General features: G+C 40.5%; 29 protein-coding genes. 28 read left to right on the top strand and 1 reads right to left on the bottom strand.

The features are described from left to right. Window positions 1-138: 138 nt before the first annotated feature. The 21 genes from ltrA to HMPREF9447_RS27335 all read left to right on the top strand — a co-directional run bounded on the left by ltrA (window position 139) and on the right by HMPREF9447_RS27335 (window position 12,776). Window positions 139-1,545, top strand: a complete 1,407-nt coding sequence (gene ltrA, locus HMPREF9447_RS03000; protein ID WP_044137375.1) for a group II intron reverse transcriptase/maturase — start codon at window positions 139-141, stop codon at window positions 1,543-1,545. Window positions 1,546-1,670: 125 nt separating this feature from the next. Then, a complete protein-coding gene (locus tag HMPREF9447_RS02995; protein ID WP_009127940.1) occupies window positions 1,671-2,408 on the top strand; it encodes a hypothetical protein in 738 nt (245 codons plus the stop codon). 23 nt (window positions 2,409-2,431) lie between these two features. After that, window positions 2,432-2,899 carry a hypothetical protein gene (locus HMPREF9447_RS02990; protein ID WP_009127938.1) on the top strand — a complete coding sequence of 156 codons (468 nt, stop codon included), beginning with the start codon at window positions 2,432-2,434 and terminating at the stop codon, window positions 2,897-2,899. 13 nt (window positions 2,900-2,912) lie between these two features. Next, the gene (locus tag HMPREF9447_RS02985; RefSeq protein ID WP_009127936.1) at window positions 2,913-3,323 is read left to right on the top strand and encodes a hypothetical protein; all 411 of its coding nucleotides are present in this window, start codon (window positions 2,913-2,915) and stop codon (window positions 3,321-3,323) included. Window positions 3,324-3,406: 83 nt separating this feature from the next. Beyond that, the gene (locus HMPREF9447_RS02980) at window positions 3,407-3,913 is read left to right on the top strand and encodes a hypothetical protein (protein WP_009127934.1); all 507 of its coding nucleotides are present in this window, start codon (window positions 3,407-3,409) and stop codon (window positions 3,911-3,913) included. Between the two features lie 76 nt (window positions 3,914-3,989). Then, window positions 3,990-4,352, top strand: coding sequence for a hypothetical protein (locus HMPREF9447_RS02975; RefSeq protein WP_009127932.1), 363 nt, complete (start codon window positions 3,990-3,992; stop codon window positions 4,350-4,352). Window positions 4,353-4,412: 60 nt separating this feature from the next. Continuing rightward, the gene (locus HMPREF9447_RS02970; RefSeq protein WP_009127930.1) at window positions 4,413-4,781 is read left to right on the top strand and encodes a DpnD/PcfM family protein; all 369 of its coding nucleotides are present in this window, start codon (window positions 4,413-4,415) and stop codon (window positions 4,779-4,781) included. Window positions 4,782-4,783: 2 nt separating this feature from the next. After that, window positions 4,784-5,254 carry a hypothetical protein gene (locus HMPREF9447_RS02965; RefSeq protein WP_009127929.1) on the top strand — a complete coding sequence of 157 codons (471 nt, stop codon included), beginning with the start codon at window positions 4,784-4,786 and terminating at the stop codon, window positions 5,252-5,254. 346 nt (window positions 5,255-5,600) lie between these two features. Then, window positions 5,601-5,864 (top strand): hypothetical protein, encoded by a 264-nt coding sequence (locus tag HMPREF9447_RS02960; RefSeq protein ID WP_009127928.1) that lies wholly within the window; start codon window positions 5,601-5,603, stop codon window positions 5,862-5,864. A gap of 24 nt (window positions 5,865-5,888) precedes the next feature. Then, window positions 5,889-6,062 carry a hypothetical protein gene (locus HMPREF9447_RS28325; protein WP_009127927.1) on the top strand — a complete coding sequence of 58 codons (174 nt, stop codon included), beginning with the start codon at window positions 5,889-5,891 and terminating at the stop codon, window positions 6,060-6,062. A 250-nt stretch (window positions 6,063-6,312) separates the two neighbouring features. Next, window positions 6,313-6,516, top strand: a complete 204-nt coding sequence (locus tag HMPREF9447_RS02955; protein WP_081589743.1) for a hypothetical protein — start codon at window positions 6,313-6,315, stop codon at window positions 6,514-6,516. Continuing rightward, window positions 6,480-6,797 (top strand): hypothetical protein, encoded by a 318-nt coding sequence (locus HMPREF9447_RS02950; protein WP_009127926.1) that lies wholly within the window; start codon window positions 6,480-6,482, stop codon window positions 6,795-6,797. Before HMPREF9447_RS02955 ends, HMPREF9447_RS02950 begins: the two co-directional genes overlap by 37 nt. 268 nt (window positions 6,798-7,065) lie before the next feature. Beyond that, complete coding sequence (locus tag HMPREF9447_RS02945) at window positions 7,066-7,686, top strand: hypothetical protein (protein WP_009127925.1); 621 nt, start codon at window positions 7,066-7,068, stop codon at window positions 7,684-7,686. 19 nt (window positions 7,687-7,705) lie between these two features. Further along, a complete protein-coding gene (locus HMPREF9447_RS02940; protein WP_009127924.1) occupies window positions 7,706-7,972 on the top strand; it encodes a hypothetical protein in 267 nt (88 codons plus the stop codon). 45 nt (window positions 7,973-8,017) lie between these two features. Further along, entirely contained in the window at window positions 8,018-8,254 is a 237-nt protein-coding gene (locus HMPREF9447_RS02935; protein ID WP_148374778.1) for a hypothetical protein, read from the top strand. Between the two features lie 10 nt (window positions 8,255-8,264). Next, a complete protein-coding gene (locus HMPREF9447_RS27350; protein WP_148374777.1) occupies window positions 8,265-9,107 on the top strand; it encodes a hypothetical protein in 843 nt (280 codons plus the stop codon). 100 nt (window positions 9,108-9,207) lie between these two features. Continuing rightward, the gene (locus HMPREF9447_RS27345; protein WP_009127921.1) at window positions 9,208-9,885 is read left to right on the top strand and encodes a hypothetical protein; all 678 of its coding nucleotides are present in this window, start codon (window positions 9,208-9,210) and stop codon (window positions 9,883-9,885) included. Window positions 9,886-9,921: 36 nt separating this feature from the next. Continuing rightward, window positions 9,922-10,605 (top strand): LPD28 domain-containing protein, encoded by a 684-nt coding sequence (locus HMPREF9447_RS28690; protein ID WP_009127920.1) that lies wholly within the window; start codon window positions 9,922-9,924, stop codon window positions 10,603-10,605. Then, a complete protein-coding gene (locus HMPREF9447_RS28890) occupies window positions 10,598-11,371 on the top strand; it encodes a hypothetical protein (protein ID WP_009127919.1) in 774 nt (257 codons plus the stop codon). The genes HMPREF9447_RS28690 and HMPREF9447_RS28890 overlap by 8 nt, the downstream gene beginning before the upstream one ends. A 23-nt stretch (window positions 11,372-11,394) precedes the next feature. Further along, window positions 11,395-11,604 (top strand): hypothetical protein, encoded by a 210-nt coding sequence (locus HMPREF9447_RS02910; RefSeq protein WP_009127917.1) that lies wholly within the window; start codon window positions 11,395-11,397, stop codon window positions 11,602-11,604. Between the two features lie 20 nt (window positions 11,605-11,624). After that, entirely contained in the window at window positions 11,625-12,776 is a 1,152-nt protein-coding gene (locus tag HMPREF9447_RS27335; RefSeq protein ID WP_009127915.1) for a hypothetical protein, read from the top strand. A gap of 75 nt (window positions 12,777-12,851) precedes the next feature. Here the strand turns inward: HMPREF9447_RS27335 and HMPREF9447_RS02895 are convergent, their stop codons facing one another. Beyond that, window positions 12,852-13,139, bottom strand: a complete 288-nt coding sequence (locus HMPREF9447_RS02895; protein WP_009127913.1) for a hypothetical protein — start codon at window positions 13,137-13,139, stop codon at window positions 12,852-12,854. A gap of 143 nt (window positions 13,140-13,282) precedes the next feature. Between HMPREF9447_RS02895 and HMPREF9447_RS02890 the strand changes: the two genes are divergently transcribed. From HMPREF9447_RS02890 to HMPREF9447_RS02860, 7 genes are all read left to right on the top strand, one after another. After that, window positions 13,283-13,936 carry a hypothetical protein gene (locus HMPREF9447_RS02890; RefSeq protein ID WP_009127911.1) on the top strand — a complete coding sequence of 218 codons (654 nt, stop codon included), beginning with the start codon at window positions 13,283-13,285 and terminating at the stop codon, window positions 13,934-13,936. A 3-nt stretch (window positions 13,937-13,939) separates the two neighbouring features. After that, window positions 13,940-14,449, top strand: a complete 510-nt coding sequence (locus tag HMPREF9447_RS02885) for a hypothetical protein (protein WP_009127909.1) — start codon at window positions 13,940-13,942, stop codon at window positions 14,447-14,449. 121 nt (window positions 14,450-14,570) lie between these two features. Then, window positions 14,571-14,828 (top strand): hypothetical protein, encoded by a 258-nt coding sequence (locus HMPREF9447_RS02880; protein WP_009127907.1) that lies wholly within the window; start codon window positions 14,571-14,573, stop codon window positions 14,826-14,828. Between the two features lie 6 nt (window positions 14,829-14,834). After that, the gene (locus tag HMPREF9447_RS02875; RefSeq protein WP_009127905.1) at window positions 14,835-15,449 is read left to right on the top strand and encodes a tyrosine-type recombinase/integrase; all 615 of its coding nucleotides are present in this window, start codon (window positions 14,835-14,837) and stop codon (window positions 15,447-15,449) included. Window positions 15,450-15,465: 16 nt separating this feature from the next. After that, entirely contained in the window at window positions 15,466-16,062 is a 597-nt protein-coding gene (locus HMPREF9447_RS02870) for a hypothetical protein (protein WP_009127902.1), read from the top strand. 11 nt (window positions 16,063-16,073) lie between these two features. Continuing rightward, complete coding sequence (locus tag HMPREF9447_RS02865; RefSeq protein ID WP_009127900.1) at window positions 16,074-16,937, top strand: hypothetical protein; 864 nt, start codon at window positions 16,074-16,076, stop codon at window positions 16,935-16,937. 64 nt (window positions 16,938-17,001) lie between these two features. Then, window positions 17,002-17,931 (top strand): hypothetical protein, encoded by a 930-nt coding sequence (locus HMPREF9447_RS02860; protein WP_009127898.1) that lies wholly within the window; start codon window positions 17,002-17,004, stop codon window positions 17,929-17,931. Window positions 17,932-17,933 lie beyond the last annotated feature (2 nt).

Here is a 17,933-nt window from a genome sequence, read left to right as displayed (position 1 = left end):
CAGATGTTTTTTTTTTTTAGAAGCACGGAGTAAAGCTTGCTGTGAGAAGTCAGCAGACGACATAGTACCCGAAAAAAAAATCGGCATTCGGGGAAGGTCTGAACTTTATTTAAGCGAGTAGTCAATGAATGTTACCAAATAAAGGAACGAATGCAGAAAATATCAACATTGAGTGATAACTGCCGGCAAAAGGATAGGACGGAATCCGAAAGCTATGCCGGAGTGCAGACCTTTATTGGGATAACTGAAAACCACCTCGTGGAAGCGCAATTTACCAAAGATGCTTTATTGGAACGTATTGTGTCGCCCGCAAACATGAACCGCGCCTACAAGCAGGTCGTGGCCAACGGTAGCTGTGGAGGTGTCGATAAGATGGAAACGGAAGATTTACTTCCTTACCTGAAACTCCATAAAGACGAACTGATAAACTCTTTGTTGGACGGTAGCTATCGTCCCAATCCCGTCCGGCGGGTTGAAATTCCCAAGGATGGAGGTAAGAAACGTCAATTAGGTATTCCTACCGTTATTGACCGTCTTATTCAACAATCCATCAGCCAGGTGCTTAGTCCGCTTTACGAACGCCAGTTCAGTGACAACAGCTTTGGCTTCCGCCCTAAACGCAGTGCTCACCAAGCCTTGCGGCGCGCCCAATCTCATATCAATAGTGGTCATAAATACTGTGTTGACTTGGACTTAGAAAAGTTCTTCGACACAGTTAATCATAGCAAGTTGATAGAGATTTTGTCACGCACCGTGAAGGATGGTCGTGTTATCTCCCTCGTCCATAAATACCTCCTCTCGGGGGCAATGGTAGATGGTCACTACGAGAGCCGTGTTCAGGGAACTGTCCAAGGAGGACCTTTAAGCCCCTTGCTGAGCAATGTTATGCTCCATGAATTGGATACAGAGTTGGAATCCCGTGGGCACAAGTTTGTGCGTTATGCGGACGACTGTATGATTTTCTGTAAGAGTAAACGTTCTGCCCTGCGTGTAAAGAAGAGCATAAGCGCTTTTATTGAGAAAGATCTTTTCCTAAAGGTAAATCAAGATAAAACCAGCGTTGGTTATGTTCGTGGCATGAAGTTTCTGGGTTATTCTTTTTATGTAAAGAATGGCGAATGTCGCTTATCTGTCCATCCCAAAAGTTACCTTAAACTGAAAGTTCGCTTGAAAGAACTGACCGGAAGAAGTAATGGTATGGGGTATGAGCAGCGCAAATCAAAGCTTCATCTGTTTATACGTAGCTGGATTGAATACTTTCAGTTGGCAGATATGCAGAGTTATCTGAAACGTATAGATGAATGGCTTCGTCGTAGGATACGCATGTGTATATGGAAATACTGGAAGAAGGTCAAAACTCGGTTTGCCAATTTGCAGAAGTGTGGCATCAGTAAGTTCTATGCCTGGCAACATGCCAATACTCGCTTAGGGTATTGGTGTATAGCTGGGAGCAGAATCCTAACTTCTGCCATGGATAATGACAAATTGAAACTAGTGGGGTACCCTACCTTGATGGAGTATTACAGTAAATTGCATCGTAAGTAAAGAACCGCCACGTGCCGAACGGCATGCGTGGTGGTGTGAGAGGTCGGAAAGCGAAAGTAGGAAGAAAACTACTTCGTTTTCCTCCTACTCGATTGCCTGTTTGTTACCATCTAATAATCAAAAATATGAATCAACAAGTGAAAGAACAGCTTTCGGCTATTAAGAAAACGTACCGAAAGGAAATAAAAGAAGCGGATGCTAACCCTCAAAAGTGGTACGAGCTATTTATTATCAATGATAAGGGGAATATGACGTTGGGACGTGAGCCGGTGTTCAAAGACATTTCCAGACATATTCCTCCGATGAGGGGAACCATGAAAGTGAATAATCTTCATATTGACATTTGGGAAGATGATGGTATTGCCCCACTTCCGATACTTGAACTGGATATTAAAGAGGAAGATTATCAACTTGAAGGGCTTGATACTTACGGCAACAAAGTCTTTACATGGTTGGAAAACAACAGGGATGATAATGCGGCGTGTGAGAATATCATCCGCCAATGTGTCAGGGCGTTCAAACGCTCTTGCAGCGAAGGGACATGGATAGATGAAGTCATGCCGGAAGAGGTTTGGAAGCGTTGCCAGGCGGAAGCCAAGTTCTACGGTACTAACTTCCAATGGTTGACCGAGTATCTGAGCGAAACACTTAAGAAGCCGACGTTTGATGTTGTAGATCTGATTTTTGCTTCTTTGAAAAAGAGTATGAGTAGTGAACTGCACGACTCTTGCCTGGAAGAAGTTTCCAACTCTAAAAGGAAATCGGAATTCTTGTCGGACATACTGGGTTGGGATAAGAACTGGACTCCTACGGAAGAGGAAGCGGTTGAGTATTTCCGTGAATTCTACGCTAAACTCGTTTAACTCATTAATAAATATAGGATAATATGAATGATTCAATGCCCATGAATAAAACATTGCTTAATCTGTGTGTCTTCCTACAAGACACGAAGCGGCAAGCTATCAGCGAAGGGATATTGATTGGTAATAATAACATCGATTGGTATAATGCTGTAAAGAAAGCATACTTTGGACTCGAAAAGAAGATTTTTGAGAAAGCCGGGATTAAGCAAAATCTCATGAATCTGGAGGCTCTTCTGTACTACCAACTTCCGGAAGGAATCCGGAGCACTGAATATGATCAGTTGCATAAGTTTTCTTTTAATACTAAAGGTTTCAGTAGATACCAGGTTTTAAAATCCTTTGTTCAGGGGGAAGTGATTAAGCTCTCTGTAGATGGAGTGAAGTGTGAGTACACTTTCGTCAGAGTATCCAATACCCATCTGTTTGTTTCTTCAGCCGAGGGCAAAGAGGAAGAAATAGATTTGGGTAGAATCTCAAGTATCACGTTATAAATATAATAAGTTTATGATGAAAACATTTAAAGACTTGAATATGGGTGACAGCCTGTATTTTATTGACGGTGATTTTGACATTAGAAGTGCCAAAATAGATGGCATCCGCAATTTTGACCTTTCAAATCAGAAATTAGAACTATTCAGGGTAGGGAAGAAGGAGCCTTTTATTGTCAGGGCTCACGATACCAAAGCAAACTTTACAATAAAGGACGCGAAGGATAACCCGGTTGAATTAACATGTTACTCTTGTTTTGAAGCTGTAAACGAGGCGAGATGCCAGCTCCGTGATTCTTATTTAGACAAACAGTTCTGTATTGCCAGACAGGCATTTAACCGTATCAAGAAAGTAGCTGTTAATGATGACCGCCTTAAAAAACGAATCTTTGACTTCTTCACTATGGACGACGGACATCAGGATTGATATGATGTGAAAGTTCATGCAAATGTAAGCTAACCAAAATCTAAGTTACCTCATCACATAACCAAACAATACCTAACAAACTTATGATAAAAGAAAAGCAAATCAAGATACTTGAAACTCATTACAAAAACTGCCTTGCATATTGGAAACTGCATGGTGAAAATGAAATTGTGGCAATGGGATATGCCCTGAATGATGTCCGGCGTGTCCGGAATAATCTGTTTTCTCTCAGAAGGGAGCCGATGGATGCTGATATAGTGCAGGAAGTAGTTGATAAATATCGCACGCAATTGGATAGAGTGATAGAGAAATCTCATCTCGGCAAGCTGGAGAACGAGGACGACGATCATATTCGCCGATGTGACCATTGTGGTAAACCCATGAAGAAAGGCTACTATTGGGGTGGCGAGTATTATTGCTCAAAGAAGTGTCTTGATGTTCACTATACCCAGGATGAACAGGACATGAATATGTTTTTGCTTAATGAGGGCGAAAAACTGTCTGACCTTTCGGAAAAAGAGAAAGAGGCACGGTTTGATAAGAATGATGAGTGTTACTATACGGAGTGGGATTCTGTCTACAACGATTAGGTATCAATAAAGAGCATTTGTGATAAAACGTAGCCTGAGATTATAAATCAGAGTGACATTATAAAAAGATTGAAGTATGATAAAAGCAACAGTAATATGTGGCGGTTCAGCCGTCTACAGATATGATGAGACTGGCAAAGTCCCTTCAAGAAAGTTTCTCAATGACCATGGCGGTGTAGTCGATGTAAAAACATTCAATACACCGGGAGAGTACGATGCTTATTCAATGGGACTTGCCGATGCTGACGGGTGGGAAGAAACGGCACTGACAGACAAAGAGTTTACTACGAAAAAAGACAAATCAACGGACTGTAAGTTGTGTAATACATGGCGGGATATTTTTCGTGATCGTAGCCGTGACGTATACTGCCCTGATTGTGGGAAGTTGATTATTCATCCGGATGATGCTAACCAAGTTGCCAGTGACACAGCTTTATAAAGAAGTTGCTAACATAGAAAGAGAAATCAAAGTAAGAAACCAAAGACTAAAATAATGCCTATGGAAACATATCAAGTCGTTATTCGTGAATATCTCGAAAAGAAAGTAGAGATTGAAGCTGAGACACCTTCACTTGCAGTTTGTGCAGTAGAAGAAAAGTACAATAATGCTGAGGTCGTTCTGTCTGCCGATAATCATTCCGGAACGGATATAGCACTTTCGGTAGGGGATAAGCTATGTGGGAAGTATCTTAAAAAAACGTTGTTTCGTTCGTTTGTCGATGACAAATTAAAGCAAATGATTCCTGAAATTGAATATGAAGAGAAAATGCGTCTGGCTTTTGGTAGTCCGGACAATGCTATGTTCGAATTTGAAAATCATTGCAAACAGCCCCAAGCAACTATTCCTTTGAAAACTAAAACGAAATAACAATGAGAAATTCAGAACCGATTGAATATAAAGGTATTAAATATCCCGGTGCATACATTGACCTGGGAAGCTCTATTGGTTACAGGCAAATCTCCGTCCAGTCTTTAGCCGATGAGCTGGCGAAAGACGGTCTTCACGAAGAAGAGCCGCCAGAGGCAGTAACTGCAACTGATGACCAGATAGCTTACTACGTCACCGATGAAGAATTCCTTTTCCCCGTCGATGAAGTCAGGAAGATAGTCCGGAAAGCATACGGTGAAGAGGAACCGCCGTCTGTCTACACGCAGAAGACAATCCGCGAGATGAAAAAAGGGGAACTCTTCCGTTTCAAAGAATCGGATACCGCCCCGGTTTGGGTACGTGGCGATTATGTTCCCGAAGCTAAAAAGTTCAGTACCTATAAATATGATGACGTGAACCATGAGCATCTTTTCAAAGGGGATACCAAGGGCTTTATTGGTTTTACTTTTTGATACTTATAGGTGGGGGGAAGACACACGGATGTCCCCCAGTGTGACATACGGATGTCCCCCGGTACGACACACGGATGTGTCCGGGCATGACATCCCTGTGTCTCCAGTTACCTCACAGGTGTGAACCAGTCTACCTCGCATATGCGAGCCAACTTACCTCACATATGTGAGTTGGGTTACTTCGCATATGCGAGTCGGCCTGCCTTACACATGTGTCATGCCGGTCTTCTCAAGTGCTTGCAAAAAACTGGCACAAAGGTACATGTGCGGATCATCTACAAATGCAATCCGGAGACTGAAACAGTACTCCGAAAAAAATATTGTTGAATCTATTAATAACGATACGATGCGAAAGAAAAAGCATAATAAAAAATACATTGCTGAAGCGGAAAAGAGAATCACTGCCATTCTAAACGACCGGGAGGAATTTGACGACTGGACACAATTCTGCTTCTCCATGCAAGATGCCGTTCAGGCAGCAGCAACCGTTTGGGGGCGTAGCACCGACGTAGATATTGATAAGTTAAATGCTTTCATTCAGGAGATGACTCTGAAAGAAATCCAGAATGTAAGCCAGTTTGATATAACATTTAAAAGAAAGGAAAATTAATCATTTTAGCTAATAACTAAGAATATGAATGAAATTGATGATATTAAAAAAGGAGTAAAAAAAGTGTCCGAGTCTTTATCTCATTTCATGGAAACGGGACATCTTGCTGATAATATCAGCCATTTAACCACAAGTGCAAGTACCCTTAGAATACTTGCCAAAAAACTTGATGAAATAAGGAACAAGAATCATCCATAGCAAGAAAGAAAGGAGGCAATATATTGGGCATAGCATGTGTACAAGATATTTACAGATGCGATATTTGCAAATCTGCATCTGATGAATATGGTAGAGGGTGCAAGCATGGAATGTTTTTTCCGTTATTGCTCGCTATGACAAATAGCCGTAAATGCGAGCATTATGAGTTTGACCCAGAAAAAGCAGAACTCCACTTGCAGAGAAAAGATAACGATTGGGCAGTAAAACATTTGGAGAAATAGATACGAATATGACACAGGAAGAAGCAATCAAAGAAATCAGTGAATGGGCAAATTCTTCTCACGCTCATTTATGTAATCGGGAAGGGTTTCCAATGGGCTATAAAGCTGGCATAGCGCAAGCAAAAACGATTGTCCTCGGAATCCTTTCAAAAATTGATGTTAAACAAATAGAACAATGGGAAAAAACTTCAAGAGAACTCCAGAAACCATAGAGTTGAATGAGAAATTGGAAATCGTAAAGATTGACCATGATTACAAGTTCAGGAAGAGTGAGCGTGTAGGGATATCTACTTCCGGACACTGCTTCTACATCGAAGGCAAAGGATATGTGGCATTTGAAGAAGACAGTGTACCCTATACTCCAAGCGGTGGAATCAATTCACTGCAAAGTATCTTGGATGAAGGTGGGTTTCTGTATTACGATTGTCTGAAATTTATAACTCCGATTCATAATCTTGGAGTTCAAAGAGTTCCTAAACAGATATGGACTTAACCATAAAACAACCATGAGTTATAAAAAGCAATTAGAGAAACTTGAAGGCTATTTTGAAAAAAAGATAAGCGTTCGACCATGTTACGCAGAAAAAGCATGAAGAAAGCACGAAACAAATGGATACGCCGTTCGAAATTGCCCAACGCTGACAAGATATACAAAGGGTGGGAATATTAATTCTCTCTTATAGGTATCGTTAAGGGCGTCCATATCCTGTATTCCGGGCGTTGTTCTAAGTTAGAATACTTTAATTATAAAACGTGATAATATGAAAGTCTTAAAAATTAAAGGAAGCATGGTCGTTGGTGATGGTATGTTTTCCAATGGCAGAAAGGTGAACCTTTCCGGCATAATAGCCGTGAAAAGTTCCCAATACCAAAAGGACTCCAACCAGATAACCAAATACCATCCGGTTTATCTGAGCTGCGTTTATTTCGACATAAACAACCAATTATATGTTCATCTGCCGAAATGTACCATTGTTGAAGCAGAAGAAGCAGATAAAGAGGCCAAATGTTCATTCATCAAAAAAATGGCAAAAGCCAATCTTTACTACAGTGAAAATGACGAGCTTCTTATAAAAGCCCCCGATAAGGTAAAGTTTATAGTTGACAGGCACTTGCTCACCCGTGCAGAGATTCTGAACCTATCTCTCCGGGGTGGACAGGCATTCAATTTTTGTTGGGACAATGGGTTTTCCTATTGTGGTTCAGAGCCTGCAACCAAAGAGCAATATTTGATGGCCGTAGACAAAGCTCTCGCTAAGCGTTTCTCCTTTGGTGAGACCTGCGGTATCCTGATTTCAGATGCTTCCCAGTATGGCGAAACCTTTGCAATCAAAGTTTGCATAGGTGCAGATAAACGTTATAGTGAAGTATCCTTTTCCTAATCTCTTAATACATTATCCTATGAATACAAGTGTCAGTACAATATCCGGAAAGAAAAAGAAGGAAGAATTACTTCCCTTTATCTACGTGAAAGTCTTTTTGAGGGATAAGCAGGGCAAAGAGGATTATTTTACCACTCCTATACGCCTTACCGAAGAAGAAGCACACAAATATTATGTGGGGCGTTGGTGGAATATGGGTATTGAAGACGATTACCTGATGCTTTGCTACAAAATTGAAATCCTCCATCCGGAGGAATCTGAAAACAATGAAGAATCAAAACAATAAATCAGTATGGTAAAGCTTAATAATTCAGATCAATATGAATCGGTAATGATTCATTTAACTCCAATTGAGACACCCTTAGCTTATACACGCAGAGTCGAAGACCTGATGATAGGCGGCATGACTCGCGATGCAGCAGAGAGTAAAGCTTTGGAACCTTGTGAATTGGAGTTGTATTACGAACCGGGCATCGCCTTGTTTGGTGTAGACCCCGGGGCGGCAGAGAGTGGAACAATTTATTCGCCTTATACAGGCGAATTATGTGAAAATGCAGATGAATCCTAAACAAAATCAAATGAAAACTGGAATACAAACCATAGTAAGTAGTTACTTCTACTACATGAGCAGTATGTGGGATGATAAAGAGTGTGAGAAAGTGTTTGGCAATAACTATCTTCATTTTTGGCAAAAATGGGATTCCTTCACTACCCAGACTGCCCATGGAGCTGCCGAACGTTTTTACTTCTCACTTACAGAACACAACCGTAAGCTACTTGTCGAACGAGCCAATAAGGTCTATTGTGGAAACAGTAACAGAATTCAGACCGAGAATTTAGTGTGTAATTGGTGTGCTTCTCCAAATATCCTGGTCAAAGCTTGGGTAAACCCCGATTTTAACGGCGCCTTTGTCGAATACTGTAATGCAGAATTAGATAAAGAAGGAGATTGCTATTGCAATGCATGCAAACGGTACGTTGAACCAATCACTCAGGGAAACCTGCAACACGAATTGCAGGAATGGTGGAACATGCGGGATGTTTCGGCGTTAGAGGAGATTACCGGGCTTCCGCCTGCTACTGATGGCAGTACTGACCATTACAATGCTTTTTGGAACAAATTGTCATTCAGTGAGCGAGTAAAAATCAGACAAGATTACGGCGGTCCGATAGGCATAAAAAGCAGTGACCGTGACGAAGTGCTGGCTGATATAGCATATAGCGTCGGTGCCCAACATTTGCTCGACCAATTCGAGATTGATTCACGCGAGCTTGTTGGCAAAATGGTCTCGTGGGCAGACAGCTTCATGAGCTTACATAGATACACTGATTGGGATAAGAATGATTACATCTTTACCGTAGACGCCTTCATTGAGCAAAAAGTAAAACAATTCATAAAAGATTTACCCTCTTTGGACTAAGCTAAGCTTAAGTCTTCTATTCTTGTCCGGTGCAGGTTATCATTATCAGCACCAGCTTTTATATATTCAAGTATTCACCAAACTATAAAGACTAACAGCAATGAATTTACAGGATTTCTATCAAATCACATCCTATCTCAATCTTTTCCTGAATGGGGCACAGCCATTTATCAAAGATTGCCTGCGGGAGCATGGCGGAAAAGTCTCCATGCAGCTCAACGGTGACGAAGAGCTGAACGACGAGAATTTTCCGGTTTGTGCCATCTTTGAAGGCCGACATGATAGACCCTACATCCGGATAACATCCGTCTACTTAAATGACGACATGATTCTTGTAAGTGGTTATGATGACGAAACAGGACAACTGCGCACCGGATTCAGAGTGTATGACAGTTCCAACGAAGTTATCATTAAATTCCTCTGGCATGTACTTGGACTGGAGACAACCGTAAAAGCAAGTAAAACATTTGAAATCAGGCGAGATGCCCTTAAAGCCGAAATGATTGATTGCATAAAAAGTGCGCTTCCCCAAAACGGAGAAAAACTATATATTAACAAAGACCAGTTCGACTTAACTGTTGCTTACAACGTTGATTGCGAATGTTCTGATGAACTGAATTTCCTCTATATATCCGGCGAATCAGTGACAGCATCCTTGTATAATGAGCCGGAAAACGAAATGGAACTTGAATCCTTCCATGAGAAGTCATTGATTGATATCATTGACTATTTGGAACGCCATGGATATATCCGACCCTCCGAACGTCAGGCACAATAGTACCCCCGAATGTTAAACCCTAAAAAACAAAATATAATGGAACCAGTATTTTATAACCATGAAGATTCTTACAAAGCAGCCCGTCTTAACGGCATTCTCGTCATGTTCACAATTAGCAGAATTGAACGCGACTCACTTCCCGAAGGCATCTATGCCTATGATGTCCGGGAAAGTGATGATGGGAATCAGCTCTCGACTATTGAGCCCTCGGTTTGTGTCAATCACGGCGGCACTATCCTGACGTTTCAGGAAATCCCTATGCCCTCAAAGGGGTATGTCGATATCGAAGACTGCAACTTCGGCCCGGACGAAAGTTTATCTTTTGAAGAGCTCCGGGAAGAATTTCAGAAGCCGAGCCTGGGCATCCTGCCGCAAGGAGCCAGCCTGCTCAAAGAGTTAGAGAATGCAGTGTGCAAAAGCTATGACAATGAATTGTGTCCCGATTGCGATGGGCCATTGATATACGAGATTGACGATGCCCCTGTAGGCAAAGGGCTTATCGAACGGTATCGATGTCCGTTTTGCGATTACGACTGTTCTTCGGACACGCACGACCAGCTTGCCCACGATTTCGCTTCACAAGCCTACAAACAGGTCTGCAAAGATGTATGTGATAAGTTTAAGGTCAACTACTACACCGTCAAGAATTCTCCTTTCGGCGAATATGAGGACGAGATAACTGATACTATCATTGAACAAATAGCAAAGAACCATGAATAATAGCATTGTAATACTCGAAAGTATATCCGGCAACAAGCCGTCAGAACAGTTTGATCTCCTAAACATTCAGGTAGAGCACCAGGCACTCGTTCTGGTAACCCACCTGAGAGGAAATGGTTACGTGAAGTTATTCACTCTGCAAAGTTATTACGAATACTTTGTTCTCAATCAAGAGGACGCCATCTGTCAGCATATCGACCAGACTACGTATGATTCTAATCTTCTGTTGGAACGCTTCATCAAGCATCACTATTTCGGGATGCCTTTATTCCAGGAAGAACTGATGTTCGGCTTTATGGGCAATGGTGTGTCCGTTTGCGATAAGCTACGAACACAGAATCACGACTATATGCAAGTAGCCCACATCGCCCCGAACCGGCAAGTTACCTACTATAATCCGGTCAGCGACGAAGGACGGGCAAGAATCGAGAAGTTTGCAGAATCCGAGAACATTACTATCGGCTCACAAGGCATATCGGCCCTTTCTCCTGTAGATAAAGTGACGATGAAGAATGAAGAGAACCGGAAGTTGCTGGAGCATATCTCTTCCCGCTTTAAGAGAAAGCGTTCTTATCTCGACTTGCACAATGATATTTGCGTTGCTTTTAATGGACTGAGCAAAGATTGCAAATTCGATGTGAATAATCTTATCAGTGCATGGTATCGCAATGAGTGCGATTTCATTCGCTGGTTCAACAGTATGCTTCCCGATGAGCAAGAACAGCTTTTGAAATATTATCGGAAGCATTCTCCAGTTGGTAGTTAACAATAAACTAAAAACAAAATCGAATGGTACTTAATATCGTAAAGAACAATCAAGAGGTGTCCGATATCGCGGGATGTGTAAAGGAAGTTTTTGGCAATTCGGACGTGAGTGTGAAAAAAGATTATGGAATATCTGTTGATATTGCAGTAATTGGTGAAAATGGGCTGCATAGCTTAGAAGGCTTAAAAGAGTTGGAGAGCTATTTTAATGACTATGATATAAGAATCTGGTAAAAGGTAAAAAGAATACAAGTATGAATAAGAATAAACATGTAGGACTTCATGGTAAAGATGACTTTCCTGAACATTTAGAAGGAAGTGAACGTAACTGCTCGGTGGATGTACAGGCATTATTTGATGATGGACACAAATGTAAAGTGTTCTATGACTTCAATGCAAATTGCTGGTATGAAACGCCGAATGATGTGATGACTCCCGTAAAAGGTGTTTTCCGCTGGACATATCTACTTGAAGATACTAAATCCCCCTTCATGGATGTCCAGCAGCAAACGGATAAAATGCGCGAATATCTAATCGGGCAAATTAAAACAGCCTTATACTGCGTAGAAAAGTCTACAATCACTGTTTTGACAAAACAAAGCATTCCACTTAAAGTAGCGCTGTGTAGTCCGAGCCGGCTATTTGCCACTAATGAGTTTTATAAGTTATTTTCCCTACAGTATGATCATCACAGTGGCAGCGTGTTATGTTATTTGGAGGGCAGTCCCAGAAGGGCAGGTCTTGTTCCCATCAAACATTTAAGTTTGGACGGGCTGACTACCATCATCCAGTGGCTTAAAGATAACCATTTTATTAATACCTGTTATCCAGCACCAATCCCAATCACGGACAAATTTTGGAACTTCATCGAACAGACGCTTCCCGATTACTATGATCGCTATGATGTGCTTCGCCAATCCGAGCTGCAACTTTTCATTGACGGGAAAGAATCATCCAATATCGGGCTGACTCGCGAAGAAGCCATTAGAGAACGCGACGGCATTCTTTATCGGATTTATGCCGAATCAATAGATGCCTTCACTCGTTCATCTTTCCCCAAGGATACCCCATGCACTCCGAGAACACCCAAACAACTTCACAAGCAAATTTGGGAAGAACAAAGTAAAGGCTACAAATACCTGTTAGTTTACCCCAATCAAAAGGAGTTGTTAGCGCGGCTGGATAATGATTTGTATACCATCAGCAGTCCGGATGGCACTTACTTATGTGACTTGTTGAAACAAGAATTTACCGTACTGACGGATAAACTAATCATTCTCGACTGCAATTCGTGTAACGATGACATTGATTATATGTCCGACTGGGTACTGGCAGATGAGGCCTATAAACAGGAAGTAATTTCTCAAAGAGCAGCAATTGTATTAACCGAAGGTGAATGGATATAACAGATAAGATTCACAAAACAATACTCTTTCCTGGAAAGTTGTCCCAAGGAATATATATAATTATGAGATAAAGAATTACTTTTTAAACAGATCTTGCAACATGTAATAAATGGATTCGCCCCAATAAGGATTGTCTTTTTCTTTGTCCAAATTATCCCGCAGTCGTTTCAGATTATAATCTCCTATTTTGGAGTCTGTGTTTCGACTCCTGATATGGGATACAGAGGCAGAATCTATGGCAATCCAATGGCTTAAGTCTTGATTAATATTAGTAATAGGATACCTGTTGGCCATCTTTGGTGAACTGCATCCCCAGAGTATGGCTAACATTCCTATTATCCAAAATCTTACTAATCTTCTCATAAACATTATCCTTATTTACAAAAATAAAGATAATCAAGGAATTTCTTTAAGAAAACAGTGTTAATTATGGATAATAGGGTAGTGAATATCAGTTGAAAATTGTATATTTGAGAGAATTAACTGACCCCTTAAAACTAACTATTATGAAAATGAAATTATTTGTAGCCTTATGCTCATTGGGAATGGGCATGTTGGTAGCTTGTTCTTCGGAAGAGAATCAATTAGTTCAGAATCCATCAGAACTTTTGGAAGATGATTTTGTATCTCAAGTGGAGTTTAGCAACTTGCTATCTGTTACTACCAGAACTAACCCTACAATGCCACCAAACAAAAAAACGAAAGGACTAATTAGTGCAAGAATTGCTCGCAAAAGCAAAGGGTGCAACCGCGGATTCGGATTGTGTGATTTCAAGTTGTTCCCTAAAAGTAGTTCTGTTGCTGCGTTGGAACAGGCCGTTGCCCCTGACGAATATTTATTTGAAGTAGTGCTGGACGAAAGTACAAACACTTACGAGGCAAATATGTTACTTGCCAAACCTTTGCCTGAAGGCACAACAGTAGAAATGTCTTCACTAAAGATAGATGATGACATCTATTGGGTTAAAGATGATGTAACAATGGCTGAAGTAAATGAAGTGGTTGTTGCTTCTCCTAATAGTGAAGCTCTTGCAACAGAGTGCCAGGTCGAACTTTTCGCAACTGAGACTTATAAAGTTGAAGCTGGGCCTATTTTATATGATTCGGCCCTTGGTGATAATGGTGGATATCGGATCAAATTGCTCGACAAAATTGAATAGAAAATGAGACTTGTATACACCTTCTTAATTTTGTTGTTTACAACAACTAATCTTCAAGCGCAGATTAAAAATGTTGGAGATGAAATGCTTGCGGAGCAAATTAAGCAATCTGACAAGAGCTACAAACTCATTTATGTATTTTGTAATTATTGTCAGGCTTCTCAAATACGATACCCGGAAGTGGTGAAGGCTACCCGGAATAATGAGAATATCGATGTGTTTTTTATATGTGCACAGGATAGTCTTGAAGTAGTGCAATATGCTGACACCTGCAAAGTTACATCAGCGATGTATTTAATTAATCAGAACAGAAAAAGGAAATTGGTCAGCTTTTATAACCCGATAAAGGCTACCTGCAAATATCTGAAAAAGCAATTGGGTGTAAATTCAGATAAAATGGGAGCCTCTGACTTTTGCATACTTGACAAAAACAATAAGCCCATTGCACAAACCAATTGGGAGATGAAAGATGATGAATATTTTGAACTTTTAAAGCCATATTTGAGTAAATAATGAATCTCTAAGACTATATATTTCTCCCAAACACACTCCTTCTAACCTTTATTCGACGGTAGACCTAAATAGTCTACCGTCTTTTTTATGCCCATTTGTCAACTTGTAAATAATTTGAAATATGATAAATCAAAGCAAGACAACCTTCCCCGGTCTTTCAATAATGACCGTAGAGGAGGTACGTGTCATGGCAAAAGTTTGCCAGGCCGAGGGAGACAATCCCGAAGAAATATCCGAAATTATCAACTGTGTGGACGACTGCCTCTCTATACTTAAAAGTGCATCCATCATCAACCGTGTGCGTGGAAAGCGGGCATGGAACCGATTAGGGGCCAGAGACATTGTCACACAGCGAGTCTTACAGCTAAACTTAAAATAACATGCTATGGGAATGAAAGGCCAGAAAACAACATCAGACTACCTGCCGATAGAGGAATTCATTCGCTTTTTGGAAGGTCTGCATATAGATAAATTGTATTCATGGGAGTTCTATTGTAGAATTTCATTTTATACGGCTCTTAGAGTTTCGGATGTCCTCACTTTGAAATGGAGTGACCTTCTCAATCACAAAGAATTGATGAAGGTTGAACAGAAGACTACTAAAGGACGACGAATCAAACTGGAAACCGGTCTGACCCAAGAAATCGCTTTTTTCTACCAGTTGCTCGGTAGTCCGGACATTAACCAGCCTTTTTTCCTTAACCCCAGAACGGGCAAGGCTTATGGAAAGGACTACATCAATAGGAAATTGAAATATTTCCGGGTGAAATACCGATTGAATGTTGGCGCGTTCTCCACTCACTCCCTGCGTAAAACATTTGCACGTTACTATTTCGAGTCTCAGGACTGTAGCACCGAGGCAATGCTGACCCTAAAGGGACTCTTGAATCATGCAGATTTATCAACGACAAGCCGGTATATCGGGCTGAAGCAGGATAAAGAAGATGAGGCTTACTATTCAGCATTTCATGCTGTATCATTGAATGGAATTAATAACTGACTAAATATATGAACTAATGGAAATGTATATTGGAAAACTCCTCCCGAATGGGCAGGTACAACACATCAATGTTGATTACAATGTCTATTCTTACACAACAGGAATATGTCTGAAGAATTTTTATAAAACCGAAAAACGGGTAGATGACTTATTGGCTCTGGGAAACCTATACAAGTTGGGGGCAACCCCTTATGGTAAATACACCAATGACAATGATAAAGTTCATTGTGACGCCTATATCCGCGATAATAACAATAAGCCCAAAGGTAATCGTGCCGAAACTTGCCCTTCCAAAGACGCTTTCTTCGCACTTGGTTACTATGTGTTTCTTTATCAGGATGGTTGCTGGTTTTCTAAAGGGACTGATGGGATTGTTAATATATCTTCACCAGCCTATTTGCGTTACATCGCTCAGAAAAGAAAAAATGGTATGGAGGGGCTGACCCTTAAAACATTAGATAAGGATGGGCTTCATAGTGTGATCATTCAAGATGATGTCAAAAGTTGGGCAGATCTTGAAGCTAAAGCCAAAGTCGAAAAAAAATGCTTCTATGTTTTCCGTGGCAATTGCCTTGTTGCAACTTTAAATCAGACTAATTATCATATTAACTAAAACAAGAAACAATGATAACAATAAAAGATATTTATGTAGGTGCCCGTATTATATTAAATGATCCGGAACGTCCCGATGATGTGTCATTAAAAGGTACAGTTTGTAAGATACAAGAACTTGGTTCAGGCGGTGATTATGGCTATACAGCTTCTGTACTTCCCGATGCTGAATTCATGGAACTGCCTGGTATAAAAGACAACACGTTGTATGGGTTGACGAATTGTTTCGGGTTTGATATGGATTTACTGCCCCAAGTGGAAACCCCAGAATCAAACTTGCATTTATTGCAGAAATTCAACATATGCATTCATGTAAAAGATAATAATGATATCTTTTATGCTGCATTTTATAAAGAAATAGTAAGCATGCTGGATGCCTACGGTTATGAAATAAAACAGCCGATGTTTCCTGGTGAAGCCCCGGAAGGTATAAAAGGTAAAAACTCTATTTATTGCCATCCAAAGGAACTTGCCGGAAAATGCATGCCTGGACAACTGAACGATATTGAAAGGATGCTTCGTTTTGCTACAACTTTTGAAATACGTAGCGTTAAGAGCAAACCTATCTGGGACTATGATGATAATGAGCTACTGGAGCAATATCATCTTAAGTGTGATAATGTAATCCGGGAAACATTGCTAACGAACTTTCGCACGAGCAACCCGGATGTTTACCTAAACACCTCGACTGTAATAAAGAAACTGTGTGAAGAGATAAAAATAGAAACTCTTACCAACAGAGTATTAATTGGATGTGAACAGGCTGAGAACTACTTATATTCTGCTTTTGATGAGCTTGTGAAGGAAGGTTTGATTATTATTGATCCGTTAACACCGGGGCGGGCCAATATTACTAATAGTCGTACAGCAGACTAAGCTCTTATACTTGTAATCTCGATACTAATATTACTATACTCTCTATACTTTAATACATACACTTATGCAACAAAATTTCACAACGGCTCCCATAGTCGGTGCAGCCACCAATATGCTTTCTATATTCGATAAGATTGAAGTCAGAAATGAAGAGAAAATAGCACAGATAGACCGTGATTTCTGTGAAGGACAACAACGATTGTTGTATGCTACTCTCGACCAATTAGACGTCTGGTATGCCAATTTTATGAAAGATGCCGAGCAATATAAAGAAGAATATAAATATAGTGTGACGCCGGAAGGAAGAATAGAGTATCGTGATCCGTATAGATACTCTTATGACGTAGAAACCTATAAGGATCTCTTGTTTTTGCCATTTAAACCAATAAACACCATCATTGAAATGCGTGCAAGAGCCATCCAAAGGTTCATTAGTTCTATCATCAGTCATTTCAATAAGAGTTACGCTCTTTCTATTTCAGCTCCTGAAATGGATAAAAAGTCACTCCCTGCTAATTATCGTCCTGTTTACATGAGCTATATTGACATTGTAATCAATCATCTGGGTGGTAAGAGTTTCCGCCAGAAAGCGGAAGATGAAATCACAGGGCGATTGCTTGCTCTATACCCTGATGGAGGGTGGAAGAAGCCTCCAATCCAGAAATCAAAGGCTATCACTTTTTATAATATCATTTCATTCAGCAGCTCTCACTGGGAATATTACAAAGAGTATCAACTCGATTATAGTTATGCACAAAACTTAGAAATCCTTTGTGCAGCCCTTACTTTATTTGGAGACGGCAGGCTGAATGGAGGCACCCGGGTCATTCGTGACTGGAAACAGGACAATATCAGCATATCAGACTGGTACAAGCTTTTCACCATCAAACCAATCGAGATGAAGTTTTTCAAGAATGGACGTATCGATGTGAGGTTTGATAGTCAGAATGAAGCACTAGAATGCTTCAATAGATTGAAATTAAACACTTTATAATT

The sequence above is a fragment of the Bacteroides oleiciplenus YIT 12058 genome, assembly GCF_000315485.1.
GTDB classification, from domain to species: Bacteria; Bacteroidota; Bacteroidia; order Bacteroidales; family Bacteroidaceae; genus Bacteroides; species Bacteroides oleiciplenus.
This window is presented reverse-complemented; position numbering and strand designations above follow the sequence as displayed.